This window comes from Lysobacter sp. CC-YZS074, from assembly GCF_056739745.1.
Map to the genome: position 1 here is coordinate 2,162,461 of NZ_CP200301.1, position 26,173 is coordinate 2,188,633.

The following is a 26,173-nucleotide window of genomic DNA, read 5'->3' on the forward strand; positions in this document are numbered from 1 at the left end:
GTTCGACGCGCGATATCGGCGGGTGAGGGGCGGCGCAGCCAATAGCGCGATGTAGTTCAGCGGATCCCGGTCAGCTCGGAGAAGCCAAACGCCCGGTTGAGGTTCTGCAGCGCCTGCGTCGCCGCGCCCTTCAGCAGGTTGTCCTCCGTGGCGACGACGACCAGCCGCCGGCCGTCGCCCGACAGGGTGAAGCCGCCGATCTCGACGTGGTGCCGCCCGGCGATCGCGCTGACCCACGGCGCCTCGTCGACCACGCGTACCAGCGGCTCGCCGGCATAGCGCTCGCGGTAGCGCGCCCGCACCCCGTCGAGCGCGAGCGGCCGCGCGAGGTGCAGGTTGGCGGTCACCGTGATGCCCCTGAAGTGCGGCGCCACGTGCGGCATGAACTCGACCGCGTGGCCGAGCCGGGCCGACACCTCGCGCTCGTGCACGTGGCCGGTGAGCGCGTACGGCATCAGGTTGTCGCGCAGCCTGTCGGGGTCGTTCCGGTCGGACGGCGTGGTGCCGGCACCGGAATGGCCGGACACGCCGAAGCACTGCACCGGCCCGTCCAGCACGTCGAGCATCGGCGCGATCACCAGCTGCATCGCGGTGGCGTAACAACCCGGGTTGCTGATCCGGCGCTGGCCGGCATGGTCGCCACGGGTCAGTTCAGGTAGGCCGTAGTACCAGCCGGGGTCGAAGCGGTAGTCGGCCGACAGGTCGATCAGCAGCGCGTCGGAGCCGGCCCGGTCGAACGCTTCCACGCAGCGCGCGGCCTTGCCGTTGGGCAGGGCCAGGACCGCCGCGTCGGCGCCTAGCCGTGGCAGCTCGTCGTAGTCCGGCGAGCTGTAGCGCAGGTCGCCGCGGTAGTCCGGGTTGTGGTCGGCCACGCGCTGGCCATCGAGCGCGCGCGAGGACACGAACGCCAGCTCGAACCGCGGGTGGCCGGCGACCAGCCGGATCAGCTCGGCGCCGACATGGCCGCGCGCGCCGACGATGCCGAGGGAAATTGTGGCGCCACTCATGATGCCGCCTCCGGTGCGTCGTAGCGGGCAAGCTTCGCTTCCAGGTGCCGCCGCACCGCCGGCCATTCGCCGTCAATGATCGAATACGTCACGGTGTCGCGCAGGCTGCCGTCGGCGTGGCGCAGGTGGTTGCGGATCACGCCATCCCGCTTCGCGCCGAGGCGCTCGATCGCGTTGCGCGAGGCGTGGTTGAACCAGCTGGTCTGGAAGCCGACCGCGGCGCAGCCAAGCGCCTCGAAGGCATGGCCGAGCAGCAGCCGCTTGGCCTCGGTGTTGAGCCCGGTACGCTGTACGCGGCGCGCGTACCAGGTGTAGCCGATCTGCAGCCGTGGCACCGACGGGTCCATGTCGTAGAAGCGCGTGCTGCCGCAGGGCACGTCGTCGGCATCGAGTACGGCGAACGCCATCGAACCGCCGCCGGCCTGCTTGCGCAGCGCGGCCTCGACATACGCGTCCATGTCGGCGGACGTCGGCACGCTGGTGTACCAGGCCGAGGCCAGCGCCTCGTCGGTCGCGGCGCGCAGGCTGTCGACGTGCTCCCTACGCAGCGGCTCCAGCCGTACGTGGCGGCCGGCCAGCGTCGGCACCGTGGTCCATGCCCCGCTCATGGCTGCACCTCCATGTCGGCGTCGACCGGCCCGAGCAGGGTCGGTGCGCGTTCGCGGCAATGCGCGACGCAGCGGGCAATCGCATCGAATCCTTCCATCCCGTACCAGAACACGTTCCATTGCTCCTGCTTGATGTGGCCATCGGCCTCGGCGTAGTAGAACGCATTGACCGGGTTGCCGTGGCGCGAGCGCCAGAACACCCGCGGATTCTGCTCGCGCATGACCTGCCAGACCGCACGGCCGAGGCCCTCGCCCTGCGCCTCGTCGAGCACGGCGAACTTGTCGAGGTAGGTCCCGCCATCACCGTCTTCGTGCCCGTCAACCAGGATCACCGCCGCGCGGTAGTTCTCGCTGACGTAGGCGCGGTGCAGCGCGGTGCGTTCGAAGTAGTCCGGCGCCAGCCGGCGACCGAACGCCGACTCGACGAGCCCACGCAGCCGCGGCAGGTTCAGCGCCTCCCAGCGGTCCGCCTGCAGCACACGCTCGCCGCGCCGGACCAGCGTGCCGGAGCCCTTGTGGGTGAACAGCTCCTTGGCCAGTTCGGCCGGCCGGGTGATCGACACCGACGACGACAGCGGCAGCCGGTCGAGCAGTTGCTTGACCTGCTCGATCTTCACCCGCATGCCGCCATGCACCCACGGCTGCGCCAGCAGGTGTTCGTACTCGGTCGACAGGTTGATCGAGTCGATCACCCTGCCCTGCGCGTCGAGCAGCCCGCCGGTCCCGGTCAGGAACACGATCTTGTAGGGCTGCAGCACCTGCACCAGCTCGTTGGCGGCGAAATCGGCGTTGATGTTGAGGATCTGCCCGCCGGCGGTCTCGCCGAGGCTGGCGATCACCGGGATCGAACCGGCCTGCAGGCTGGCCTGGATCGGCGCGAGGTCGACCCGGGTGACCTGTCCGACCAGCCCGAGGCCGTCACGGTCGAGGTAGTCGGCCTCGAACACGCCGGAGACGATCGAGGTGGCGCGGGCATCGTTGCGTTGCAGCGCCTCGACCAGCCGCAGGTTCTGCGCATGGAACACCCGGCGCACCACCGCCAGCGCCTCCGGCGAGGTCACCCGCAGGCCGTCGACGGTGCGCTTCTCGATGCCGGCAGCGGACAGTTCCGCGTCCAGCTGCGGGCCGGCGCCGTGGATCACGATCGGGGTCAGGCCGACGTCCTGCAGGAACGCCAGCGACGAGGTCAGCGCGTCAAGGTCGTCGCGCAGCACCGCGCCGCCGACCTTGACCACGGCGAAGCGCGCGGCGTCCAGCTGCGAGAAGCGCTTGAGGTACTGGCTGATCTCCTTCGCGCTGGCCATGCTGGACAGCAGCCGGACGATGGTCTGGCGGGTCTGGAGGTCGTGGATGGTGGGGGGGATGGTCATCGGCTTCGTGGGTGGTTTCCTGTAGGAGCGACGTGAGTCGCGCCCTGTACATCGTCTCCAGCGTTCGGCGGGTCGCGACTCACGTCGCTCCTACGTCGAAGCGCCATCGAGGATCCGGGTGACGGACTCGCCGTAACGCTGCAACTGCTCCAGCGCCACCCACTCGTCCGCGGTATGCGCCTGGGCGATGTCGCCCGGCCCGTAGACCAGCGCGGTCAAGCCGGCGGCCGAGAACAGCGAGGCCTCGGTCCAGAAGTCGACCGCGTTGCCGATCGGCAGCTCCAGCGCCTCGGCGAGGTCGCGCGCCTGCAGCCGGCGATCCTCGGCGGCGGCGATGTCGCCGGCGGGCAGTGGCGGACCGCGGAAGGTCTCCTCGTAGCGCGCCACCGCGCCGGCTTCCACCAGCGTGCCGAAGCGCGCGTGCAGTGCGTCGGTCGACATCGACGGCAGCGGCCGGAAACCGAACCGCAGCTCGGCCGACGGCGCGATCATGTTCGCCTTGATCCCGCCCTCGACCTTGCCGATGTTGAAGCGCAGGCCGGTCAGCCCGCCGAAGCGCTGGTGCGACTCCGCCTCGACCACGTCGAGCGCGCGGCTGCCCCAGCGCATCGCCTGGTGCAGCGCACTGGCGTGCTGGGCCTCGGCGTTGGACGCGTGGCCGGCGCTGCCGCGGAAATGCATCAGCACCGAGCTGATGCCGCGGTGGGCGAGCACCGCCTCGCAGGCGGTCGGCTCGGCGACGATGGCCTCGGTGAAGCCGTGGTCGCGGCCCAGTGCGTTCTGTTTCAGGAACGCGGCGATGCAGCGCGTGTCGTTGGCCTCCTCGTCGGTGCTGAACAGGAACGCGGCATCGCCCGACGTGCGCGCCGCCGCGGCCAGCAGCCCGGCCGCCGCGCTCTTGATGTCGCAGGCGCCGAGCCCGATCGCGTGGTCGCCGGTGACGCGCAGCACGTGCGGGTCGGCGCTCCACGCCGGCGACGACGGCACGGTATCGAGGTGCACGTTGAACAGCCGGCGCGGGTTGCCGCGGACGGCCAGCATTGACACCGCGCCCTCGCCGTGGTCGGTGACGTCGACGCGGAAGCCCGGCAGTTGCGCGAGCAGGTAATCGAACATGCCGCCGGTGCCGATCCGGCGGGGCGGGTTGCGGGTGTCGAAGGCGACGAGGGCTTCGAGGTGGCGGAGGATGTCGGGGAGCATGGGATCTTTGTGGTTCTGCTTTGTGCTTTGTGTAGGAGCGACGTGAGTCGCGACCTGTACATCGATAGGCGGGGTCGGCGGGTCGCGACTTACGTCGCTCCTACGCCGCGGAGCAAGTCCAGTCGGACATCGGATCCGACCTGACGATTCAGGGCTACTTCCGGTTGACCTCCGCCCAAAGCGTGCTGCTCATCCCGAACAGCTTGATGAAGCCCTCGGCCTCGGCCACGCCCCAGTCCGCCGCCTGCGCATAGGTCGCGCCGCTGGTGTTGAGGATGTGCGGGGATTCGACCGCGACCGCGTTGACCACGCCGCCGTGGGTCTCCAGCACCACCTCGCCGTTGACGGTCAACTGGCTGGATGCGAGGAAGGCTTCGAGGTCGGTCTTCAGCGGGTCGTGGAAGAAGCCTTCGTACACCAGCTCCACCCACTTGCGCGCGACCTCGGGCTTGAAGCGGTTCTGCTGCTTACTCAGCACCGCCTCTTCCAGCGCGCGGTGGGCGACCAGCAGCGCAGCCAGTCCGGGCGCCTCGAAGATGATCCGGCCCTTCAGGCCGATCGTGGTGTCGCCGGTATAGAGCCCGCGGCCGACGCCGTACTGCGCGAACAGGCCGTTGAGCTTCGCCAGCAGTTCGTGACCTGCGACCTTCGCGCCATCCAGCGTCACCGCCTCACCGCGCTCGAAGCCGACCCGCACCCGCATTGGCTGCGCCGGCCATTCGGCGCGTGGCCTGCACCAGCCCACCGCGCCCTCGCCCGGTGCCTGCCAGCGGTCGATCTCGCCGCCGGACATGGTCAGGCCGAGCAGGTTCTCGTTGATCGTGTAGGCCTTCTGCCTGGCGCGCACTGCGAAACCGCGCTCCTCCAGGTAGGCCTGTTCGTAGGCGCGGACCTCGGTGTGCTCCTTCTGGATCTCGCGGATCGGGGCCACGATCTCGTAGTCGCCCAGCGCCTTGACCGCAAGGTCGAAGCGGACCTGGTCGTTGCCCATGCCGGTGCAGCCGTGGGCGATCGCGCGGGTGCCGAGTTCGGCGCAGCGCTCCAGCGCCGCCTCGACGATCAGGTAGCGGTCCGACACCAGCAGCGGGTACTGGCCCTGGTAGCCCTCGCCCGCCCACACGAACGGCTTGACGAAGCCCGACCAGATCGCCGGGCCGCCGTCGACGGTGACGTGGCTGGCGACGCCCAGTTCGGCGGCGCGCTGCTCGATGAAGGCGCGCTCCTCCGCGTCGACGCCGCCGGTGTCGGCGAACACGGTGTGCACGGCCCAGCCGCGCTCCTGCAGGTAGGGCACGCAGAAGCTGGTGTCGAGGCCGCCGGAAAAGGCGAGGACGATGTCTTTGCTCATGGTCGGATTCTTCGGAGTGTGTGTTGACGCGGATCAGCGGTTCGCGAGCGTGGCCATCACGGCCTTCTGCACGTGCAGGCGGTTCTCGGCCTCGTCGATCGCGATGCAGCGCGGCGAGTCCATCACCGCGTCGGTCGCCTTGACGTTGCGGCGCAGCGGCAGGCAATGGCTGAAGACGCCGTTGTTGGTCAACGCCATCTTTCGTTCGTCGACGATGAAGTGCCTGTACCGGTCGCGGATGGGCTTTTCCGGCGCCCAGTTGCCGAAGTACGGCAATGCGCCCCAGCTCTTGGCGTACACCACGTCGGCGCCGGTGTAGGCGCTGTCGATGTCGTGGCTGACCGCGAGCGAGCCGCCGGACTCGGCGACGTTGGCATCGGCCCAGCCCATGTAGCGCTCGTCCAGCACGTACTCGGGCGTCGGACACAGCAGGGTCACGTCCATGCCCATGCGGGTGGCGATGGTCAAGGCGGAGTTGGCGACGGCGGTGTTGAGCGGCTTCGGGTGGTAGGTCCAGGTCAGCACGAACTTCTTCCCGCGCAGGTCGGCGGTGCCGAAGTGCTCCTGCAGCGCCATCGCGTGGGCCAGTTCCTGGCACGGGTGGGTGATCGTCTCCATGTTGATCACCGGCACCGGCGAGTACTTCGCGAATGCCTGCAGCACCCGGTCCTCGCGGTCGACCGACCAGTCGACGAACTTCGGGAACGCGCGCACGCCGATCAGGTCGGCGTAGCGGCCGAGCACCCGCGCGACCTCGGCGACGTGCTCCTCGGCCTCGCCGTCCATGACCGTGCCGAGGTCGAATTCGATCGGCCAGGCATCCTTGCCCGGCTGCAGCACCACCGCATGGCCGCCAAGCTGGAACGCGCCGAGTTCGAAGCTGGTGCGGGTGCGCATCGACGGGTTGAAGAACACCAGCGCGATGGACTTGCCGCGCAGCTGGTCGCCGAGTTTGTCGCGCTTGAACGCGGCGGCCTGCGCGAGCAGCGCGTCGAGGTCGGCGCGCGACCAGTCCTGGGTGTTGAGGAAGTGGCGGGGAGTCGGGGTCATCTCGGGAGTCCTTCGGGGAGAGGGAATCGCCGGGCGCGAAAAACAAAAAAGCCCAGCGCAGAGGCTGGGCTTTCGTGTGTCACGCAACGATGACGTGCGTGCGAGCGGCTACCCGGCCTGGAGTGAAGGCAGGCGTCGGCGCGCGCGCGAGGTCATCCCCGCCGCCATCCAGGCGGAGGTCATGATGTCGGCGTCGGCGCGGGGGTGGCTCATCGGTGGCGAATGCTCGCATGTGCGCAGGCCGGCGGCAACAGGTTTCCGCCGGGCCGCGAAAAGGCGCTCAGTGGCTGCGCGAACCGGTTACCACCGGGGTGACGCCGATCCGTATCCGCAGGCGGTTGCCCGGGTCGTCCGGCAGTCGCGAGCGGTACTTGGCCCCCTTGTAGACGTAGTCGACGTCATAGGCGATCGGGCGGCGGAACTCCCGCTCCACCGGCACGGCACGGCAGCCGGGGTCGGGCTGCTCGTCACTCTGCCGGGTCAGCGCATCCTTGACCGCACCGACGACGCGCGACAGCCCGGAGCGATCCGCGTCCGGCGCCGGCGACTGGTCGCACTGCTCTTCGATGCTGGTGGCGGTAAGGGTCTGGTACACCGGGGTCACCCGCAGCACCTGCGCGTAGGCGAAACGCACGTTCTCGGCCTGGATCACCGTCGTCTCCTGGGCCCACGCCGCGTTCGCCAACAGGACGGTCAGCAGGATGGGCATCGACAGGACGAGGCGGTTCATTCGGCTCGGGGTGCTCGGGCAGGCGTATTCAGCAAGTGTATGCGGGAGCCGGCGGAAACGCCTGAATGCCTGCTGTCATGCCCCGGTACCCGTGCCCACCCCGGCTAGAATGTCGCAAATCCCGGCAATACCCCCCATGAGCCTGCACCTCTACAACAGCCTGACCCGCCGGGCCGAGCCGTTCGCGCCCGCCGATCCTTCCCGCCCGACCATGTATGTCTGCGGCCCGACGGTCTACAACTACGTGCACATCGGCAACGCGCGCGGGCCGGTGGTGTTCGGCGTGCTCGCCGACCTGCTGCGCCGTCGCTACGGCGCCCTCGCCTACGCCCGCAACATCACCGACGTCGACGACAAGATCAACGCCGCCGCGAAGGAACAGGGCGTGCCGATCTCGACGATCACCGACCGCTTCGCCGCCGCCTACCGGGAGGACATGGCGGCCCTCGGCGTCGCGCCGCCGGACATGGAGCCGGAGGCGACCGGACACATCGGCCAGATCGTCGCGATGATCGAACGCCTGATCGGCACCGGCCACGCCTACGCCGCGGAGGGCCACGTGCTGTTCTCGGTGGCGAGCTTCGACGGCTACGGCAAGCTCTCGCGTCGCGATACGGAGGACATGCTCGCCGGCGCGCGGGTCGAAGTCGCGCCGTACAAACGGGACCCGGGCGACTTCGTGCTGTGGAAGCCCTCGACCGATGATCTGCCCGGCTGGGATTCGCCCTGGGGTCGTGGCCGGCCGGGTTGGCACATCGAATGCTCGGCGATGGCGGCGGCCCACCTGGGCGAGACCATCGACATCCATGCCGGCGGCGTCGACCTGCAGTTCCCGCACCACGAGAACGAAATCGCCCAGAGCGAATGCGCGCACGGTGGCAAGGTGTTCGCCCGCTGGTGGCTGCACAACGGCATGCTCAACTTCGGCGGCGCCAAGATGAGCAAGTCGCTGGGCAACATCGAGAAGGTCCACGACCTGGTCCGCGCCCATCCGCCGGAGGCGCTGCGCTATGCGCTGCTCTCGGCCCACTACCGGCAGCCGCTGGACTGGTCGGACGCCCTGATCGAGCAGAGCGTGCGCACCCTGGACCGGCTCTACGGCACCCTGCGGGACATCGATGCGCTAGTGGCTGCGGACGGTAACGCCGGAGCCGTACCGGCGGTCATCGAGGAAGCGCTGGACGACGACCTCAACACCCCGTGGGCGCTGGCCGAACTGGCCGCGATCGCGGCGAATGCGCGCAGCCTGCGCAGCGCGATCGGCGCCGGGACGCCACGGCACGACGACGGCGACGAGCGGCTCGCGGAATTGGCCACGCTGGGGAATCTCCTGCGTGCCGGCGCACGGGCGCTCGGCCTGCTGCAGCAGTCGCCAGCGCAGTGGTTCGCGCGCGGCGCCGCCGGCGACGACGTACGGATCCAGGCGCTGGTGGACGAACGCGCGGCGGCCAAACAGGCCCGCGACTTCGCCCGCGCCGACGCGATCCGCCAGCAACTCGCCGACGAAGGCATCCTGCTGGAGGACACGCCGGCCGGCGTACGCTGGCGCCGCGCCTGAACCCCATGCCCACCTGCGCGGTCGCCAGACGCGCAAGAACCATCGGAAACCGCACGTGACCACCTCCCCCTTTCCGCTCGAACCCACCGCGGCCGAGGCCCAGGCAGCCATCCGCGAGGAGTTCGCGTTCTTCGGCGACTGGTCGGAGCGCTACCAGTACCTGATCGACCTCGGCCGCAAGCTCCCGGCCTTCCCCGATGAGTGGAAGACCGAGGAACACCGGCTGCACGGTTGCCAGTCGATGGTGTGGATCGTTCCGCGTGGCGACGCCGCGCGCCTCGAGTTCCATGCGGTGAGCGACTCGGCCATCGTCTCCGGGCTGATCTACCTGGCGCTGCGGGTGTACTCCGGGCGCAGCGCGGCGGAGATCGTCGCCACCGATGCCGACTACATCGCCGACATCGGCCTGGCGAAGCACCTGTCACCGACGCGCAGCAACGGGCTGGCGGCCCTGCTCGCCTTCATCCGGGAACACGCGGGCGCGGTGCTCGCGCGGGCCGACTGACCGGTGGCGGGCGACGCGGCGACGGTGTTGCGCAACCGCGGCTTCCTGGGGTTGCTCGGCTACCGGCTGCTGGCCCTGTTCGCCAACCAGATCCTCACCGTCACCGTCGGCTGGCAGCTTTACCAGCGCACGTCCGACCCACTCGCCCTCGGCCTGATCGGCCTGGCCGAGGTCATTCCCTACGTCGGCTTCGCATTGTTCGCCGGCTACGCGGTCGACCACCTGCCGCGACGGCGAATCGGCATGGCCGCCTGCCTCGGGCTGGCCACCACCACCCTGCTGCTGGCCGCCATCGCGCATGGCCTGCTGCCCGCCGGCTTCGGCTCGGCGGAGAACCTGCTGATCTACGCGGCGGTGGCGCTCAACGGGCTGGTGCGTGCGTTCCTCACGCCGGTCTACATGTCGCTGTTCGCCCGCGTGCTCAAGCGCGAGGAGTTCGCCCATGGCGCCGGCGTGGGCAGCGTGGCCACGCAGACCGGGCTGGTACTCGGCCCCGCGCTGGGTGGGCTGTTGATCGCAGGCGGCGGGATCACGTCGACCTATCTGGTCGCCACCGGCTTCGCGCTGGTGGCCGCGGCGGCCGTGGTGCGGCTGCCGGTCACCGAGCCGCCGTTGCCGCTGCAGCGGGGCCCGATCTTCGCCAGCATCGGCGAGGGACTGCGGTTTGTCCGGAACAGCCAGGTCGTGTTCGCGGCGCTTGCGCTGGACATGTTTTCGGTGCTGTTCGGCGGGGCCGTGGCGTTGCTGCCGGCGTTCGTCACCGAGGTGTTCGCGGAAGGTCCGGAAGCACTCGGGCTGCTGCGCGCAGCACCGGCGCTGGGGGCGGTCGGCATGGGCCTGTGGCTGGCGCGCCGGCCGCCTCAACGCCACGCCGGTTACCTGCTGCTGGGCTCGGTCGCCGGGTTCGGCGTGTGCATCATCGGCTTTGCGCTGTCGGAGCTGCTGTGGCTGTCGATCGCGATGCTGGCGCTGTCCGGCGCACTCGACAGCGTGTCCATGGTGATCCGCTCGACCGTGGTCCAGCTGGCCACGCCGGATGCCATGCGCGGCCGGGTCGCCTCGATCAACGGCATCTTCATCGGGTCCTCCAATGAGCTGGGCGCGTTCGAGTCCGGCGTGGCGGCGCGACTGCTCGGGCTGGTGCCGTCGGTGGTGTTCGGCGGGACGATGACGCTACTGGTGGTCGGCATCACCGCGCGACTCGCGCCTGCACTGCGGCGGATGGACCTGCGCGAATTACATTGACCGGGCGTTCGCGCGAGCGACTCAGCTCCTGTAGGAGCGGCTTCAGCCGCGATCGGATAATCGGCCCCGGCCGCAGCGGTTCCACATCGCGGCTGAAGCCGCTCCTACAAATGCGGGAAGACACCCAAAACCACAGGTCCGCTGGAGCGCGCATCTTGTTACGACAGAGGGCACAAAAACAGAAAGCCCCGCGATGGCGGGGCTTTCCGGTGGAGCGAAAGGCGGAGCGCCTCAGTCGCCCATCTGCTTCTGCAGGTGCTCCCAGCGCTCCTGCGCATCGATCGTGCGCTCGGCGGTGAGGCGTGCCTCGAGCCGGTCCAGGCCGATCTCCTCGCCGGTATCGACGCAGAAGCCGTAATCGCCGGAGTCCACCCGCTTGAGCGTGCTGTCGATCTTGCTGATCAGCTTGCGATAACGATCGCGCGTGCGCAGCTCCAGCGAGTTCTCCGTTTCGCGGGTCGCGCGCTCGGCTTCGTCGCCCACGTCACGGACTTCGTCCTTCAGGTTCTCGATCGTCTGCTTGGACTCCTCGACCAGATCCGCGCGCCATTTCAGCAGGCGCTGGCGGAAATACTCGAGTTGCAGCGGGCTCATGTACTCCTCGTCCGCCGTCGGCCGATAGCCTTCGGGAACGATCGGACGACCATCTTTTTCTGTCTTGTAAGGCACGACTTTCACTTTACCTCTGGGTGCGGGGGGCTGCGGCTTGGCCGCGACCGCGACAGCAACCTTGCCGACGGGCCGCTTGGCCGGGGCCGCGGCAGGCGGCTGGGCCGGCTTCTTCGAAACCGGTGCGTTGGCCGCCTTGTTGGCGGATGACTCCGGCGTCGACGACCTGGAAGCCGCCGGCGCCTTTTGCGCGACCGGCTTCTTTGCGGCGACGACCTTCTTCGACGGCGGCTTCGCGGCCGGCGTCCTGGCGGCCGGGGACTTGGCCGCCGGCTTCTTTGCAGGCGGCGCCTTGGTCGCCACCGGCTTCTTGGCGACCGCCGACGTGGCCGACTTCTTCGTCGCCTTGCCGGCGGGTACCGCCTTCTTCGAAGCAGCCTTGGTCGGGACGGGCTTCTTTGCCACGGGCTTCTTTGCCGCGGCCTTCTTCGGCGCGCTCTTCGCAGGCACCGCCTTCCTGGCCGGGGCCTTGCTCGCGGTCTTCTTCGCGACCGGCTTCTTGGCCACGGGCTTCTTTGCCGCCGTGCTCTTCACCGTCTTGCTGGCCGGAACGGCCTTTTTGGCGGCGGATTTGCTGGCGGTTTTGACGGCTTTCTTCGCGGATTTTTTCATTGCCACGAGCGGCTTGTCCTTTATCTTCCCTTGTGACGGGAAAGCGCGCTGTTATACCCTGCCCCGACAGCTGCGGCAACCTTCGAAGCGCCCGTAAACACGGCTTCGCGGGGCCGGTTCGACAGGACCCGGTGGAGGCCTGCACCCCCACGCTACACCCTGCGGTCCACCATGGCGTCAAAACCGTTGCCCAGTCCATGATCGACCGCCTGCTCATCGCCCTGCTGCGCGGCTACAAGCGTTGGATCAGCCCGCTGCTCGGGCCGCGTTGCCGGTTCCATCCCACCTGCTCGGAGTACGCCATGCAGGCCGTGGCGCGGTTCGGCGCTCTCAGGGGCGGTTGGCTGGCAGTGCGGCGTGTCCTGCGTTGCCACCCGCTGCATCCCGGCGGCCACGACCCGGTGCCTCCCGCGTAGCCATACGCATACGCCCTCACATCAACCAAAGGATCCCAGATGACCGCCACCCTCATCGTCAATGCCCGCATGGTCAACGAAGGTCGTGAGTTCGACGGCGACCTGCGGATCGAGCACGGCCGGATCGCGCAGATCGGCAGCGGCCTGGAAGGCCGGCCGGGGGAGACGGTGATCGACGCGGCGGGACGGCGGTTGCTGCCGGGCATGATCGACGACCAGGTGCACTTCCGCGAGCCCGGCCTGGAGTACAAGGCCGACATGGCGGTGGAGTCGGCCGCCGCGGTGGCTGGCGGGCTGACCAGCTTCATGGACATGCCCAACACCAGCCCGCCGACGCTCGATGCCGACGCGCTGGAAGACAAGTACCGCCGCGCCGCCGGTCGCGTCCGCGGCAACTACGGCTTCTACATGGGCACCAGCACCACCAACCTGGAGCACATCCAGCGCCTGGATCCACTGTCCGCGCCCGGGGTCAAGGTGTTCATGGGGGCGTCGACCGGCAACATGCTGGTGGATGATCCGGAGGTGCTCGACGCGGTGTTCCGCGACGTGCCCACGCCGATCATCACCCACTGCGAAGACACCCCGATGATCGAGGCCAACATGGCCCGCTACAAGGCGCAGTACGGCGACGACATCCCGGCCGCCTGCCATCCCGACATCCGCTCGCGCGAAGCCTGCATGAAGTCGACGCAGCTGGCGCTCTCGCTGGCGCGCAGGCACGGCACCCGCCTGCACGTGCTGCACATTTCGACCGCGGACGAGCTGGCGCTGTTCGAGGCCGGCCCGCTGGTGCGCGCCGACGGCACCCGCAAGCAGATCACCGCCGAAACCTGCATCCACTTCCTGCGTTTCGACCGCAGCGATTACGCCGAGCTGGGCCACCTGATCAAGTGCAACCCGGCGATCAAGGACGCGTCCGACCGTGAAGCGCTGATCCGCGCCGTGGCCGGTGACGTTATCGACGTGCTCGCGACCGACCACGCCCCGCACCTGCTGGAAGAGAAGCAGAACCCGTACACCAGGGCGCCCAGCGGGCTGCCACTGGTGCAGTACGCGCTCAATGCTGCGCTGGAGCTGGTGCACGAGGGTGACCTGACCACCGCCCAGGTGGTGCAGAAGTTCGCCCATGCCCCCGCGCAACTGTTCGACGTGAAGGAACGTGGCTTCCTGCGCGAAGGCTACGCCGCCGACCTGGTACTGATCGACGACACCCCCTTCGTGGTCCGTCGCGAGGACGTGCTGTCGAAGTGCGGGTGGTCGCCCTTCGAAGGGCGCACGTTCCACAGCCGCATCGCGTCGACGTGGGTCAACGGCCAGCTGGCATGGAACGGGCGCGAGCTGGTCGGCACGCCGAACGGGCAGCGGCTGGAGTTCGACCGATGACGAAAGCGCTGCGCGTAGCGGCGGCGGCGTGGCTGCTGGGAGGCGCAGGGATGTCGATGGGGCCTGCCGTGGCGCAGGAGAGCCCGGCGGCCGCCTCGGCGCATCCGGCCGCGGACGGGAGGATCGTGTTCCCGACGTCGGTACAACAGGGCGCGCTCGTCATCGGCAAGGTCCCGCCGGGCAGCCGTGCCCGCCACGCAGGCCGCGACCTGCGGGTGACCGGCTACGGCAGCGTGGTGTTCGGCGTCGCGCGCGACGCGGACGCACCGGTCACCGTGGAAGTGGTGCATCCCGACGGCCGCAGCGAGACGGCGACCATCGCGGTGACCGCACGCGACTGGCCGATCGAGCGCGTCAACGGAGTGCCCGGAAGAACCGTCGAGCCGCCGCCCGCGATCGCCGCGCGCATCGCGCGCGAACAGGCGGCTGTCAGCGCCGCGCGCACCCGCGACGACCCGCGCACCGGCTTCGCCCAGCACTTCGTCTGGCCCGTGCGGGGGCGCATCAGCGGACGATTCGGCAACCAGCGCATCTACAACGGCACGCCGGGGTCGGCCCATTCGGGCATGGACATCGCCGCCCCGAACGGTACACCGGTGCTTGCACCGGCTGCGGGCGTGGTCACCTTCGCCGACGATCTCTACCTGACCGGTGGCACGATCCTGCTCGACCACGGCCACGGTGTCAGCTCGAACTTCCTGCACCTGTCGCGAATGGACGTACACCCCGGCGATGTCGTGGCACAGGGCCAGGTGATCGGCGCCGTGGGTGCCACCGGACGCGCCACCGGGCCGCACCTGCACTGGGGCATGAACTGGTTCGACGTGCGGGTGGACCCGCTGCTGGTGCTGGAGCGCCAGTAAGCGGCAACGGCCGGCTATTTGGACGTGGCGACGAAACGCGGATGGCTGCCGGTGACGCGCGGGTCGTGCCCGGTGACGCGGTCCCGCCCGGCCAGCTTGCTGGCGTAAAGCGCGGAGTCCGCCCGCTCCACCAGGTGCTCGACGGTTTCCCCGGCGGCGAGTTCGGCCACGCCGAGGCTCAGGCTCGCCTCGAACAGTTGCCCGTCGATCGACAGGGGGCGGCAGTTGATGGCCGAGCGCAGGTTCTCGGCCACCCCGAGGGCCTCGCTCAGGCGCGTGTCGGGCAGCATCACCACCATCTCGTCCCCGCCCCAGCGGCCGATCACGTCGTATGTGCGCAGGCGGTTCCGGGTCCGCAGGGTGATGAACTTCAGGAAGCTGTCGCCGACCCGGTGGCCGTGGTCGTCGTTGATGCGCTTGAAGCGGTCCACGTCGAAGAACACCACCGACAACGGCGTCCCGCTCTGGTGCGCTTCGGCGACGCTGGAGGCGAGCTTCTGTTCCATCGCCGGGCGCGACAACGCGCCGGTCAGTGCGTCGAAGGTCGCCAGCCGGCTGGCATGGTCGCGATCGCGGCGCATCTGCTGCAGGGTGTCGGTAAGCCCGACCATGATCACCAGCCCCGACAGCACGAATGCGCCGGGGAGCGCGTGCACCAGCCAGCCCGGCGCCGGCCACAGGCCGAAGAACGCCCCGCTACCCACCAGCAACAGGGCCATCGCGGGCAACCACGACAGCATGACGAAGAACGCGGCCCGCTGGCGTTGGGCGATGCCGACCGCACCGGCGACGAACACCGCGGCCGCCGCCACGATCGCGGTCAGGTGGGCCAGAGGCGCCACCCAGCGGACCAGCCCCGCCACCGTGGCCATGGCAAGCACGACCAGGACGGTAGCGCAGCCACCCAGTACGCGCGCCACCCGGGGCTGGCGCTGCCGAAGTTCGAGGTAGTGCACCAGGAACGCCAGACTCGCCAGGGCGCTGACCAGCCCCAGCAGCATGGTCCCGCGCGGATCACCGCCCACCAGCGTCGCCATGCCCGGGAGCAGCCGCGTCTCGCCGCCGTTGCTGGCGAAGAACGCGACCTGTGCCGACAGTGCCAGCAGGAGGTACCCGTAACTCCGCTCGCCGATTCCGACCCAGAAGCCGAGGGCCAGCACCGCCAGCAGTGACAACGCCATCAGGATGGCACTACGCCACGCCACGTGGACCAGGTCGTCGTGGTGGACCTGCGCCAGCGGCTGGATAGCGACCGGCATCGCCACCGCGATCGGGGCCTGCACGCGCAGGTACACCGGTTCACCTGCCGCGAGGGCTTGCGGCAACGGGATCACCAGCGCACGGGTGGAAAAGGACGGATCGTCGGGTGCGCCGTGCAAAGCGCGATGGATCGGCATCGGGTTGCCGGGCGTCCAGGCTTCCACGCTGGCCAACTGCGGTGAGCGCAGCACCAGTTGCGGGTTCCCGGCGCTCATCGCGCGGTCCGGCACGATCCGCCACCAGCGCGGCTCCGCGGATCGCTCCCGGATCACCGCCTCCGCGACCGGTACGAAATCGCCGTCCAGCTCCCCCGCAAGCACCCGCAGCGGGACCGGATCGGCGTCGAGTCGAGAAAGAGTCAGCCCCGGAAGGGCGTCGGCAGCCGTGACGTCGGCGCGGGCAGGCGTTGCGAACACGACGACCGCCACCACGGCCAGCAGCGTCCCGACAGGCAGCCGCAGCCGCGCTGTCGCGAAAGACAGACCCGTGAATAACCCGTGCAACCACCGATGCAGCGGCGTCCCCATACCCACCCCGGCCGTGCGGTCGCCCGAGCATAGCGCGAACGTGGCGCCGGGATGCAACGGCAGGGAAAAGCCGGGCCGACCTTGGGGGCCGCCCGAGAGTGAAATCAGGCCTGCGGGCCGGCTCCGGTCACGCGCGCGACGGCGTCATGTGCGTGCAGACTCTCGAAGTGGGCGACCTCGGCGTCGAACCGTTCAATGCGCGGCTCGGCCGAGAGTGCTGCGGCCACCCGGCGGGCGGCGTCCTCGCAGAACATCAGGTTGGCCGCATTGAGCCGCGCGAAGGCCTGTTCGTCCTCACGCTTGACCGCGGTCTGCACCGGCGTCGCCAGTACCTGTTCGACCGCGTCGATCAGCGCCGTCAGCGGCAACTCGTCGAATGCGGGCCTCAACTCGACGCGGATGTCGGCGCGGCTGCGCTGGGCGTGCGGAGTGGCGGCGAGCCCGCGCTCGGACGAAAGCCAATCGTGGACCGCACTCGCCAGTGGACGGGTGTCGGCGAAGTCCTCCGCGAAACGGTCGGCATTGAGCTGCCGCGACAGCGCCGCGGAAGCCGGGCAGGTGCTGGAGTACTCCACCGAGAGGCACAGCGACAGCTTCAGGTGACCGTCGACCAGCGTGGCGTCGATCTCGACGGGATACCGCTTCCACCCGGCGTTGCTGCTGGCCAGGGCCGGCCGCAGCAGCAGCTGCTCGTAGCGGAGCACCAGGCGGGCCGCGCTCGACAACCCGGCCTGGGTGTCGACCAGCGTCTGGAGGACGCGGCGCAGGCCGGCGGGCGTCACCGCCTCGCTGGCGAAGGCGTGCTGCAACTCCAGGTACAACCGCGACATGTGGATGCCGCGGGCGTCGGGATCGAGCAGGTTGACCGATACGTCCACCGACGCCGCTACCTGCATCGCCTCGCCACCCGGGCCGGCGATCCGGAGCGGCACCGCGATGTTGGACATCCCGACCCAGTCCAGCGGACGTGCCATCGCGGCAGCGTCGTGGGCGACATCGGGCAGGCGGCGGGGGGGGTTGGAAATCGTGGTCACGGGCTCTGGGTGGGGACAGCGTGCGGGGTTTGCAACGCGGTCATTCTACCGGCGCGGCGATCGCGGCCCGGCGGCGGGACTGGAACAGTGCGTCGCAGCCCTCAGCGTCGCGCGGCACGCCAGCCCGTCAGCAGCGCGCGCCAGCCCGCCAGTGGGCCTGCGGGGTCCGGCTGCGCCAGGCGCGCCCTGGCCAGTGCGGCCCAGAGCCGTCGCGGCCGGCTCGCGGCGCCCGCGCCGGGCCACCGCTGCCGCAGGCGGGCAGCCCACGACGGTCGCGGGTCGGCCTGCCCTGCCCGCGCAAGCAGGCTCAGCGGTACCCCGGCATCGCCTTCGAGCAGCAACCGTCCGGCCAGCAGCGTCGCCGTGACCAGCGCCCCGGCGTCCCGATCCGGGGGCGCGCGCCCGGCGAACAGCGCCGCGTCCACCGCGGCCACCGCGTCCGCGAACGGCGCCACCGCCGCGAAGGCTTCTTCCGCGTCGCCGGGGCGATCCCGGCTGCCGGCCAGCGACGGCAGCGAGGCCGCCAGCGCCCCCCACGGCGCCGGCGCCCGCTGCAGCGCGGCGCCGAGCGGATGGCGGCGGGCACCGCGGCTCCAGCCGACCAGTTCCTCCTGCCACCAACCCAGCTTCGCCTGGCCCGGCACCGGGTCACTGCCGCCCCATGCGGCGTCGGTCAGTTCCTGCTGCAGGGCGGCCCAGGCGAGTGCCGTAGGCCGCTGCGTCGCGGGCACGAACACCTCGGCGATCGCCCATTCCGGCCAGCGCGCACGCCATTTGTCGACAAACCCCGCCAACGCCTGGGCACCGTCGTCGCGCACGTCGGGCGCCGCCTCCGACCTGGCCTCAGGCATGGCAGCGCGGCCAGGCCATGGCATCGCACAGGTCTCGCGGCCGATCGATCAGGACGTCGCCGCGCCAGGCAAAGGGATCGTCTTCCGACAAACGATACCCCCACAACGCGACGACCGACGGCATGCCGGCCGCGCGCGCGGCGACGATGTCGCGCTCGTCGTCGCCGACATAAATGCACTGACCCGGTTCCACCTCGATGCGTTCGGCCGCGACCAGCAGCGGAAGCGGATCGGGCTTGCGTGCCGCCAGGCTGTCACCGCCGATCAGCACCGCGCACCGCTCTTTCCAGCCCAGCATCGGGACCAGTTGCGCAGCCAGGTACTCGGGCTTGTTGGTGACGATGCCCCAGCGGGTGCCGGCAGCCTCGAGGCTGGCGAGCATCGCCTCGATGCCGTCGAATGGACCGCAGTGCCGGCCAAGCTCGCGCTGGTAGCACTCGAGGAACTCGGGGATCCAGCCTTCGCGCTCGGCAGCATCGCTGTCCGGAAAGGCGGCCTGCACCATCGCCCGCGCGCCCTTGGACACGTGCGGACGCAATTCGGCCAACAACATCGGCGCCGCACCGCGTGCGGTACGCATCGCGTTGACCGCGGCGAGCATGTCGGGCGCGCTGTCGAGCAGGGTGCCGTCGAGGTCGAACAGCACGGCCCTGGGGAAACCGGTTCCCTCCGACGCGGCGGTCATGCCGGCTTGCGCGCGCAGGCGAGATAGTTGACGTCGGTGCGGCCGGTGAGGCGCGCACTGTTGCTCCACGGCTGGTACATCAGTCCGCTCACGTCTTCGAGCTGCAGGCCGACGCCGCGCAGCCAGCCGCCGAGTTCGGACGGCCGGATGAAGTCGCGGTACCGATGGGTGCCCTTCGGCAGCAGCCCGGCGACGTACTCGGCACCGACGATCGCCAGGGCGAACGCGGCCGGCGTGCGGTTGAGGGTGGACAGGAACAGGCGCCCGCCCGGTTTGAGCAGGCGCGCGCAGGCCGCGACGATCGCGACGGGGTCCGGCACGTGCTCCAGCATCTCCATGCAGGTGACCGCATCGAAGCCACCGCCTTCCTCTGCGGCGATCGCCTCCACCGGCTGCAGCCGGTAATCGACCTGGAGCCCGCTTTCGAGCCCGTGCAGGCGCGCCACCTTCAGCAGCTCCGGGGCGAGGTCGATCGCGGTGACCTGCGCGCCGGCACCGGCCAGCGCCTCGCTGAGCAGCCCCCCGCCGCACCCGACGTCCAGCACCCGGGAACCGGGCAACGGCACCCGGTCGGCAACGTACCGCAGCCGTACCGGGTTCATCGCGTGGAGCGCCTTCTGCGGACCGTGGGGGTCCCACCAGCGCTGGGCGAGCGCACCGAACTTGTCGAGTTCGGCCTGGCTGAAATTACCGCCTGGGGAGGCGTGCGATGCGGTCATTGAACCCTCTCGTCGATGCGATGCGTGGCTGGAGCCGGGCGCGCTGTTCCGGCCGCGTCAGGCGCGGATCGCGGCGATCCGCTCGCGCCACTGTCGCGCGTTGGCGATCAACGCCGCGACGTCCATATCCACCAGTTCGCGCTGGCGCAGTTTCGGGCGTCCAGCGATCCAGACGTCGCTGACCTGGTGGCGACCGGTCGCGTAGACCAGCTGCGAGACCACGTGGAACAGCGGCTGGCTCTCGAGCTGGCCGAGGTCGACGCAGGCCAGGTCGGCCTGCTTGCCGACTTCGATCGAGCCGATCGCGTGCTCCAGCCCCATCGCCTTCGCACCGCCGAGGGTCGCCGCGCGCAGCGCGCTGGCGGCGCTGAAGGCCGCGGCGTCGTCGGCCACCGCCTTGGCCAGCTGCGCCGCGGTGCGCATCTCGCCGAACATGTCGAGGTCGTTGTTGCTGGCCGCGCCGTCGGTGCCGATGGCGATGTTGACACCGGCCTTCTCCAACTTGCCGACCGGGCAGAAGCCCGACGCCAGCTTGAGGTTGGACTCGGGGCAGTGCACCACGCTGACGCCACGCTGCGCGCACAGCTCGATCTCGCCGTCGGTCAGCGCGGTCATGTGCACGGCCATCAGCCGGTCGTTGACCAGGCCAAGTCGGTCAAGCCGCGCGAGCGGCCGCTGGCCATGCTTCTCCCGCGACTCCTCGACCTCGTGCGCGGTCTCGTGGGTGTGCAGGTGGACCGGCAGGTCGAGCTGGTCGGACAGCATCCGGATCCGCTCGAAACTCGCGTCCGACACCGTGTACGGCGCGTGCGGCACGAAGGCCATCGTGACCAGCGGATCACCGCGCCACTGGTCGTGGACCTCGCCGGCGCGGTCGAAGTATTCGTCGTCGGTCGCCGCCCACGCGGTCGGGAAATCGATCACCGGCAGCCCGACCACCGCACGGAAGCCTTGACGCTTGTAGGTGGCCGCCTGCGCGTCGGGGAAGAAGTAGTTCTCGTTGGCGCAGGTGGTGCCGCCGCGCAGCATCTCGGCGATCGCCAGGGTGACGCCGTCGCTGACGAACTCCGGCCCGATCACCGCCGCCTCGACCGGCCAGATGTGGCCCTGCAGCCACTCCATCAGCGGCAGGTCGTCGGCCACGCCGCGCAGCAGCGACATCGGATTGTGGGTGTGGGCGTTGACCAGTCCCGGGATCAGCGCCGCCTGCGGCCGCGACACCGTCTCCCTTGGTTGGAAGCGGGCGCGCGCCTCGGCGATCGGCAGGACCGCGACGATGACCCCGTCGGTGACCGCCACGGCGTGGTCTGGCAGGACCACGTCGTGCGGCTGGACCGGAACCACCCAGCCGGCTTCGATCAGGAGGTCGCAGGGCTGGGAGGCGAGGTCATTCATTCACTTCACCCGGCTGACGTACTCGCCCGAACGGGTGTCGACCTTGATGACTTCGTCCTGGCCGACGAACAGCGGCACGCGGACCACCGCGCCGGTTTCCAGCGTGGCCGGCTTGCCGCCGCCACCGGAGGTGTCGCCGCGGACGCCCGGATCGGTCTCGGTGATCTTCAGCTCGACGAAGTTCGGCGGGTTGACGAAGATCGGCACGCCGTTCCACAGCGTCACCACGCACTCCTCCTCGCCCTTGAGCCACTTGGCCGCGTCGCCGACGCCGTTCTTGTCGGCCTGGACCTGCTCGAAGCTGGAGGGGTCCATGAAGTGCCAGTACTCGCCGTCGCCATAGAGGAACTGCATGTCGGTGTCGACCACGTCGGCCGCCTCGACCGAGTCGGTCGCCTTCATGGTGATTTCCTGCACGCGACCGGTCTTGATGCTGCGGTACTTCATGCGGGTGAAGGCCTGGCCCTTGCCCGGCTTGACGTACTCGGTGTCGGTGATGATGCACGGGTCGTTGTTGACCAGGATCTTCATCCCGTTCTTGACGTCGTTCATGCCGTAGGTGGCCATGCTGGAGCTCCTGCGATGTAGATGGATGTGGCGCGCCCACGCGGACGCGGGCAGCTAGAATGTCGGGCTGCATCCGGACGACCGGTCCGCAGGCAGAACTGGATCCGAATGATACCCGCAGCCCCCCTCCCGCCGCAGCCAGCCGCTCTGCAGTCGCCACGCTGGCAACAGCTGTGGCGCGACGCCGTGCGCGATCCGCGCGAGCTGCTCGACCTGCTGGGGCTGGATGCGGCGGCGCTCGGGGTATCCGACGCGGCGGTGGCCCAGTTCCCGTTGCGGGTGCCGCGCGGGTTCGTCGCCCGCATGCGCGCTGGCAACCCGCACGACCCGCTGCTGCGGCAGGTATTGCCGCTCGACGCCGAGATGCGGCCGATGCCGGGCTTCAGCCTCGATGCGGTCGGCGATGGCGCGGCCAGGTCCGGCCACGGCGTGATCCAGAAGTACCGCGGCCGTGCATTGCTGGTCGCCACCGGCAGTTGCGCGATCAACTGCCGGTACTGCTTCCGCCGGCACTTCCCCTACGCGCAGGAAACCGCAGCCGCAGGCGGATGGCGCGAGGCGGTGGAGCTCATCCGCGAAGACCGCAGCATCGAAGAGGTCATCCTGTCGGGCGGCGACCCCTGGTCGCTGGCGACCGGCAAACTGGCCGAGCTGACCGGAGCGCTGGGCGCGGTGGGCCACCTGCGCCGGCTTCGGGTACACACCCGCCTGCCGGTCGTACTGCCGGAAAGGGTCGACGACGCGTTGCTGGCGTGGCTGGCCGGCCTGCCCTGGCCGGTTACCGTGGTGCTGCACGCCAACCACGCCAACGAGTTCGACGAGGCGGTGGACCTGGCGCTCGGCCGGTTGCGCCAGTCCGGCGTGACGTTGCTGAACCAGGCGGTGCTGCTGCGAGGCGTCAACGACTCGGTCGACGCTCTTGCGGCATTGTCGGAGCGCGGCCACCAGGCGGGCGTGCTGCCCTACTACCTGCACCAGCTCGACCGGGTCCAGGGTGCGGCGCACTTCGAAGTCGATGACGACCGCGCCCGCGCACTGCATGCCGGGCTCGCCGCGCGGCTGTCGGGCTACCTGGTCCCGCGGCTGGTCCGCGAAGTGGCCGGCGATACGGGCAAGCGGCCGCTGTAGCGGTCCTGTCGGGCGCGATTCTGCGACCGGGCGGCCGTTCCGGGACCGCATTCACGTTGCAACACTTGAGGGGCGTCACGGACGGACGTCGCGGAGATCTGTCATAAGACGGTGACACGCGTCACGCGCGGCGGATTCGGCGACGCGGCGAAGGGGTTCGCTGCCAACCGGTCCGGGGACCGCCACGTCGACGATACGCAGGGGGAGAACATGCTTACATATGCGAGCGGCGACGCCGCGGTGGCGGGCAGCTTCCATTCGGCCGCCATTCCGGCCGCCATCGGCGCGGTCCGGCCTGCACCCGCGCAACAGGCAAAATCCGACGGAGAGGCTATGCAATTAGGCAAGGACATGGTGCTGCGGCTGCTGATCGTCGACGACAGCGTCGAGGCCGCGGAAGCCATCGTCAGCGGGCTGCGCAACAGCGGCATCGCGGTGCGGCCCAGTCGGCCCGAGGGCGAGGACGAACTGGCGGCGATGGTCGCCGGACAACCGTTCGAAATGGTGCTGGCGGCCGAGGACGCCACCCAGGTGCCGCTGGCGACGGTGATGCAGCGCATCGACGCGTCCGGCAAGGACCTGCCCGTGGTCCTGCTGGTGGATGCGATCGACGACACCGTGCTGCTGCAGGCCACCGCTTCCGGCGTGGCCGGAGTGGCGCTGCGCCGGCGCATGGAGCAGGTCGAAGCCGTGGTCCGCAAGGAATGGACCGATCTCGAGACCCGCCGCGCACTGCGCCGGCTCGAGTCGCAGGTCCGCGAGACCGAACGCCGCTGCGACGCGTTGATCGAGTCCTCGCGGGAGCCCATCGCCTACGTCCATGAAGGCATGCACATCCGCGCCAACAGCGCCTATCTGGAGATGTTCGGCTTCGAGTCGTTCGAGGAAATCGAAGGCATGTCGCTGCTGGACATGGTCGCGCCGCAGCACGTCGACGAGTTCAAGCAGCTGCTCAAGCGCCTGAGCAAGGGCGAGGCGCCGCCGCCGCGGCTCGAGATGGAGGCACGCACCCTCGAGGGCGAGAGCTTCCCCGCCGTGATGGAGTTCACCGCCGCCAGTTACGAGGGCGAGGCCTGCCAGCAGGTGATCCTGCGGCGCCAGGAGCTCGACCCCGAGCTCGCCCGCGAAGTCGAGGAGCTGCGCCAGCGCGACCAGGTCACGGGTCTGTTGAACCGCCCGACGTTCCTGCGCGCGCTCGAGGACGCGGTCGCCGACGCGGCGCAGAACGCCAGCAACCACGCCTTGTTGCTGGTCGAGCCCGACCACTACGCCAAGCTGCTGCAGGACATCGGCCTGGATGCGGCGGATGACCTGATTGCCGCCTCCGCCCGGCGCCTGAGCAGCGCCTTGGGTCCCGACGACATCGCCGCCCGGTTCGGCGAGCACCAGTTGGCGGTGCTGCGTCGCGGCAGCGACTATCACGGCACCGTGGCGTTGGCCGAATCGATCCGCGCGGCGTTCGCCGAGAACGTGCTGGACGTCGACGACCGATCGTTCAATGCCACCGCCAGCATCGGCGGCGTGCAGATCGGCCAGAAGATCGCCAGCGTGACCGCGGTGCTCGGCAAGGCGCACCAGGGTGTCCAGTCCAGCCTCGGCGTCGGAGGCAACCGGGTCGAGGTGTTCGACCCGGGTGCGGTCGACCGTGCCGAGGAAGAACGCGTGCAGGCGTGGGTCCATCGCATCCGCGAGGCGATCGACAGCGACCGCTTCATCATGTACTACCAGCCGCTGATCAGCCTGCACGGCGAACCCAACGAGATGTACGACGCCTATCTGCGGATGAAGGGCGACGAGGGCGAGCTGGTGCAGCCGCTGACCTTCCTGCAGATCGCCGAGGAACACGGGCTGCTGTGGGAGATCGACCGCTGGGTGGTCAGCCGCGCGATCGCCGACATCGGCGAGCGCCTGCGCGCGGGCCACCGCACCACCCTGCTGGTGCGGATCAACGAGGTGTCGCTGCAGGACGACAGCCTGATCCAGCACATCCAGGAGCAGCTGGCCAAGCACGGCGCCGAGGGCGGGCTGCTGGTGCTGCAGTTGCCCGAGTCGAAGGTGTTCACCCACCTCAAGGCCGCGCAGACGTTCCAGCAGCGGGTGTCGGCGATGGGCGTGCGGGTCGGACTGGAGCAGTTCGGCAGCGGTCTGAACTCCTTCCAGCTGCTGAGCCACTTCGACGCCGACCTGCTCAAGCTGGACCGCTCCTTCATCGAGGAGCTCGCGGGCAACGCGGAGCACCAGGCACGTGTGCGCGAAATCGCGGCCAAGGCAGGCGAGCTGGGCAAGCAGACGATCGCCCAGTTCGTGCAGGACGCCGGCAGCATGACGATCCTGTTCAGTGCCGGCATCGACTACGCGCAGGGGCACTTCCTCGCGTCCGCCGGTCCGGAGATGGACTACGACTTCAGCTAGGCGGCGCACTCGTCCCATGAAAAAGCCCGCCATTTCGGCGGGCTTTTTTGCGGTGGCCGGTACTCAGGCGGCCGTCTGGACCGAATCCTGCATCCGGCGCAGCGCGGCGATCCGCTCTTCCAGCGGCGGATGGCTCATCAACAGGCGCCGCAGACCATGCCCCACCGCCCCGCTGATGCCGAACGCGGCAACCTGGCGCGGCAACGTGTTTTCGCCATAGGTCTGCGACAGCCGCTGCAGCGCCGACACCATCTTGTCGCGCCCGGCCAGGCTGGCGCCGCCCGCATCGGCGCGGAACTCGCGATGACGCGAGAACCACATCGCGATCATGCTGGCGAACAGACCGAACACCATGTCGAGCACGAACACGATGACGAAGTAACCGATGCCCGGGCCACCTTCGCGGTTGCCGCTGAGGTAGCCGTCGATCACCCGGCCGACCACCCGCGCCAGGACGATCACGAAGGTATTGAGCACACCCTGGATCAGCGCCATCGTGACCATGTCGCCGTTGGCGACGTGGCTGACCTCGTGGGCCAGCACGGCCTCGGCCTGGTCGCGGTCCATCGCGCGCAGCAGGCCGGTCGATACCGCGACCAGCGCGTTGTTGCGGCTGGGCCCGGTGGCGAAGGCGTTGATTTCCGGCGCGTCGTAGATCGCGACCTCAGGCATCCCGATGCCGGCCGCGTCGGCCTGCCGACGGACGGTGGACACCAGCCATTGCTCGGCTTCGTTGCGCGGCTGTTCGATCACGTGCGCACCGGTGCCGCGCTTGGCCACCCACTTGGACATCATCAGCGAGATCATCGAGCCGCCGAAGCCGAACAGCGCCGCCATGACCAGCAAGCCGGCGTTGTTGCCCAGGCTGATGCCGAACACGCTCTGCAGGACGCTGAGCACGATGCCCAGCAGCACCATCACGGCCAGGTTGGTTGCCAGAAACAGCGCCACGCGCTTGAACATGTCGAGCCCCTTGCGCGCACCATGCGCGATCAGCGCAGGAAGTGTGGCAGGCTCGCCCCGAATTC

Annotated in this window: 24 protein-coding genes; 8 read left to right on the forward strand and 16 right to left on the reverse strand. The window is 69.6% G+C overall.

The genetic code is table 11. The features are described from left to right. Positions 1-56: 56 nt before the first annotated feature. The 7 genes from argC to U8331_RS09810 form a co-directional block, all read right to left on the reverse strand. Positions 57-1,007, reverse strand: coding sequence for an N-acetyl-gamma-glutamyl-phosphate reductase (argC, locus tag U8331_RS09780; protein ID WP_481130854.1), 951 nt, complete (start codon positions 1,005-1,007; stop codon positions 57-59). Then, on the reverse strand, positions 1,004-1,615 hold the full coding sequence (locus tag U8331_RS09785; protein ID WP_481130855.1) for a GNAT family N-acetyltransferase: 612 nt from the start codon (positions 1,613-1,615) through the stop codon (positions 1,004-1,006). The genes argC and U8331_RS09785 overlap by 4 nt, the downstream gene beginning before the upstream one ends. Then, complete coding sequence (locus tag U8331_RS09790; protein ID WP_481130856.1) at positions 1,612-2,985, reverse strand: acetylglutamate kinase; 1,374 nt, start codon at positions 2,983-2,985, stop codon at positions 1,612-1,614. The genes U8331_RS09785 and U8331_RS09790 overlap by 4 nt, the downstream gene beginning before the upstream one ends. A 90-nt stretch (positions 2,986-3,075) precedes the next feature. Further along, positions 3,076-4,185: an acetylornithine deacetylase gene (locus U8331_RS09795; RefSeq protein ID WP_481130857.1), complete on the reverse strand. Its 1,110-nt coding sequence runs from the start codon at positions 4,183-4,185 to the stop codon at positions 3,076-3,078. 154 nt (positions 4,186-4,339) lie between these two features. Beyond that, on the reverse strand, positions 4,340-5,533 hold the full coding sequence (locus tag U8331_RS09800) for an argininosuccinate synthase (RefSeq protein WP_481130858.1): 1,194 nt from the start codon (positions 5,531-5,533) through the stop codon (positions 4,340-4,342). Positions 5,534-5,566: 33 nt separating this feature from the next. Continuing rightward, entirely contained in the window at positions 5,567-6,583 is a 1,017-nt protein-coding gene (locus tag U8331_RS09805) for an N-acetylornithine carbamoyltransferase (RefSeq protein WP_481130859.1), read from the reverse strand. 280 nt (positions 6,584-6,863) lie between these two features. Next, a complete protein-coding gene (locus U8331_RS09810; RefSeq protein ID WP_481130860.1) occupies positions 6,864-7,313 on the reverse strand; it encodes a hypothetical protein in 450 nt (149 codons plus the stop codon). 136 nt (positions 7,314-7,449) lie between these two features. Between U8331_RS09810 and cysS the strand changes: the two genes are divergently transcribed. The 3 genes from cysS to U8331_RS09825 are packed head-to-tail and all read left to right on the forward strand — an operon-like array spanning position 7,450 to position 10,621. Further along, a complete protein-coding gene (gene cysS, locus U8331_RS09815) occupies positions 7,450-8,871 on the forward strand; it encodes a cysteine--tRNA ligase (RefSeq protein ID WP_481130861.1) in 1,422 nt (473 codons plus the stop codon). A 55-nt stretch (positions 8,872-8,926) separates the two neighbouring features. Next, positions 8,927-9,376, forward strand: a complete 450-nt coding sequence (locus tag U8331_RS09820; RefSeq protein WP_481130862.1) for a SufE family protein — start codon at positions 8,927-8,929, stop codon at positions 9,374-9,376. 3 nt (positions 9,377-9,379) lie between these two features. Further along, complete coding sequence (locus tag U8331_RS09825; RefSeq protein ID WP_481130863.1) at positions 9,380-10,621, forward strand: MFS transporter; 1,242 nt, start codon at positions 9,380-9,382, stop codon at positions 10,619-10,621. Positions 10,622-10,852: 231 nt separating this feature from the next. On the opposite strand, the gene dksA is transcribed toward U8331_RS09825, so the two are convergent. Further along, entirely contained in the window at positions 10,853-11,902 is a 1,050-nt protein-coding gene (dksA, locus tag U8331_RS09830) for an RNA polymerase-binding protein DksA (protein ID WP_481130864.1), read from the reverse strand. 197 nt (positions 11,903-12,099) lie between these two features. Between dksA and yidD the strand changes: the two genes are divergently transcribed. Genes yidD through U8331_RS09845 form a run of 3 tightly spaced genes read left to right on the forward strand, consistent with a single transcriptional unit; the run spans position 12,100 to position 14,567 of the window. Beyond that, positions 12,100-12,318: a membrane protein insertion efficiency factor YidD gene (gene yidD, locus U8331_RS09835; protein WP_481130865.1), complete on the forward strand. Its 219-nt coding sequence runs from the start codon at positions 12,100-12,102 to the stop codon at positions 12,316-12,318. Positions 12,319-12,357: 39 nt separating this feature from the next. Then, a complete protein-coding gene (locus U8331_RS09840) occupies positions 12,358-13,704 on the forward strand; it encodes a dihydroorotase (protein WP_481130866.1) in 1,347 nt (448 codons plus the stop codon). Further along, a complete protein-coding gene (locus U8331_RS09845; RefSeq protein ID WP_481130867.1) occupies positions 13,701-14,567 on the forward strand; it encodes a M23 family metallopeptidase in 867 nt (288 codons plus the stop codon). The genes U8331_RS09840 and U8331_RS09845 overlap by 4 nt, the downstream gene beginning before the upstream one ends. Positions 14,568-14,581: 14 nt before the next feature. On the opposite strand, the gene U8331_RS09850 is transcribed toward U8331_RS09845, so the two are convergent. The 7 genes from U8331_RS09850 to efp form a co-directional block, all read right to left on the reverse strand. After that, positions 14,582-16,258: a GGDEF domain-containing protein gene (locus U8331_RS09850; RefSeq protein ID WP_481130868.1), complete on the reverse strand. Its 1,677-nt coding sequence runs from the start codon at positions 16,256-16,258 to the stop codon at positions 14,582-14,584. A gap of 200 nt (positions 16,259-16,458) precedes the next feature. Beyond that, positions 16,459-17,388 (reverse strand): GTP cyclohydrolase FolE2, encoded by a 930-nt coding sequence (gene folE2, locus U8331_RS09855; protein WP_481130869.1) that lies wholly within the window; start codon positions 17,386-17,388, stop codon positions 16,459-16,461. A 101-nt stretch (positions 17,389-17,489) separates the two neighbouring features. Beyond that, a complete protein-coding gene (locus U8331_RS09860; RefSeq protein WP_481130870.1) occupies positions 17,490-18,239 on the reverse strand; it encodes a phytoene/squalene synthase family protein in 750 nt (249 codons plus the stop codon). After that, positions 18,232-18,924, reverse strand: a complete 693-nt coding sequence (locus U8331_RS09865; protein ID WP_481130871.1) for a phosphoglycolate phosphatase — start codon at positions 18,922-18,924, stop codon at positions 18,232-18,234. The genes U8331_RS09860 and U8331_RS09865 overlap by 8 nt, the downstream gene beginning before the upstream one ends. Then, positions 18,921-19,643, reverse strand: coding sequence for a bifunctional 2-polyprenyl-6-hydroxyphenol methylase/3-demethylubiquinol 3-O-methyltransferase UbiG (gene ubiG, locus U8331_RS09870; protein WP_481130872.1), 723 nt, complete (start codon positions 19,641-19,643; stop codon positions 18,921-18,923). The genes U8331_RS09865 and ubiG overlap by 4 nt, the downstream gene beginning before the upstream one ends. Before the next feature lie 57 nt (positions 19,644-19,700). Beyond that, positions 19,701-21,038 (reverse strand): TRZ/ATZ family hydrolase, encoded by a 1,338-nt coding sequence (locus U8331_RS09875; protein WP_481130873.1) that lies wholly within the window; start codon positions 21,036-21,038, stop codon positions 19,701-19,703. Beyond that, on the reverse strand, positions 21,039-21,605 hold the full coding sequence (efp, locus tag U8331_RS09880; protein ID WP_481130874.1) for an elongation factor P: 567 nt from the start codon (positions 21,603-21,605) through the stop codon (positions 21,039-21,041). A gap of 108 nt (positions 21,606-21,713) precedes the next feature. Here efp and epmB point away from each other — a divergent pair, with 108 nt between their 5' ends. Further along, the gene (gene epmB, locus U8331_RS09885; protein WP_481130875.1) at positions 21,714-22,733 is read left to right on the forward strand and encodes an EF-P beta-lysylation protein EpmB; all 1,020 of its coding nucleotides are present in this window, start codon (positions 21,714-21,716) and stop codon (positions 22,731-22,733) included. Positions 22,734-23,066: 333 nt separating this feature from the next. Then, complete coding sequence (locus U8331_RS09890) at positions 23,067-25,145, forward strand: EAL domain-containing response regulator (RefSeq protein ID WP_481132948.1); 2,079 nt, start codon at positions 23,067-23,069, stop codon at positions 25,143-25,145. A gap of 63 nt (positions 25,146-25,208) precedes the next feature. Here U8331_RS09890 and htpX read toward each other — a convergent pair whose 3' ends face one another. Next, on the reverse strand, positions 25,209-26,108 hold the full coding sequence (htpX, locus tag U8331_RS09895) for a protease HtpX (protein ID WP_481130876.1): 900 nt from the start codon (positions 26,106-26,108) through the stop codon (positions 25,209-25,211). Positions 26,109-26,173: the final 65 nt, after the last annotated feature.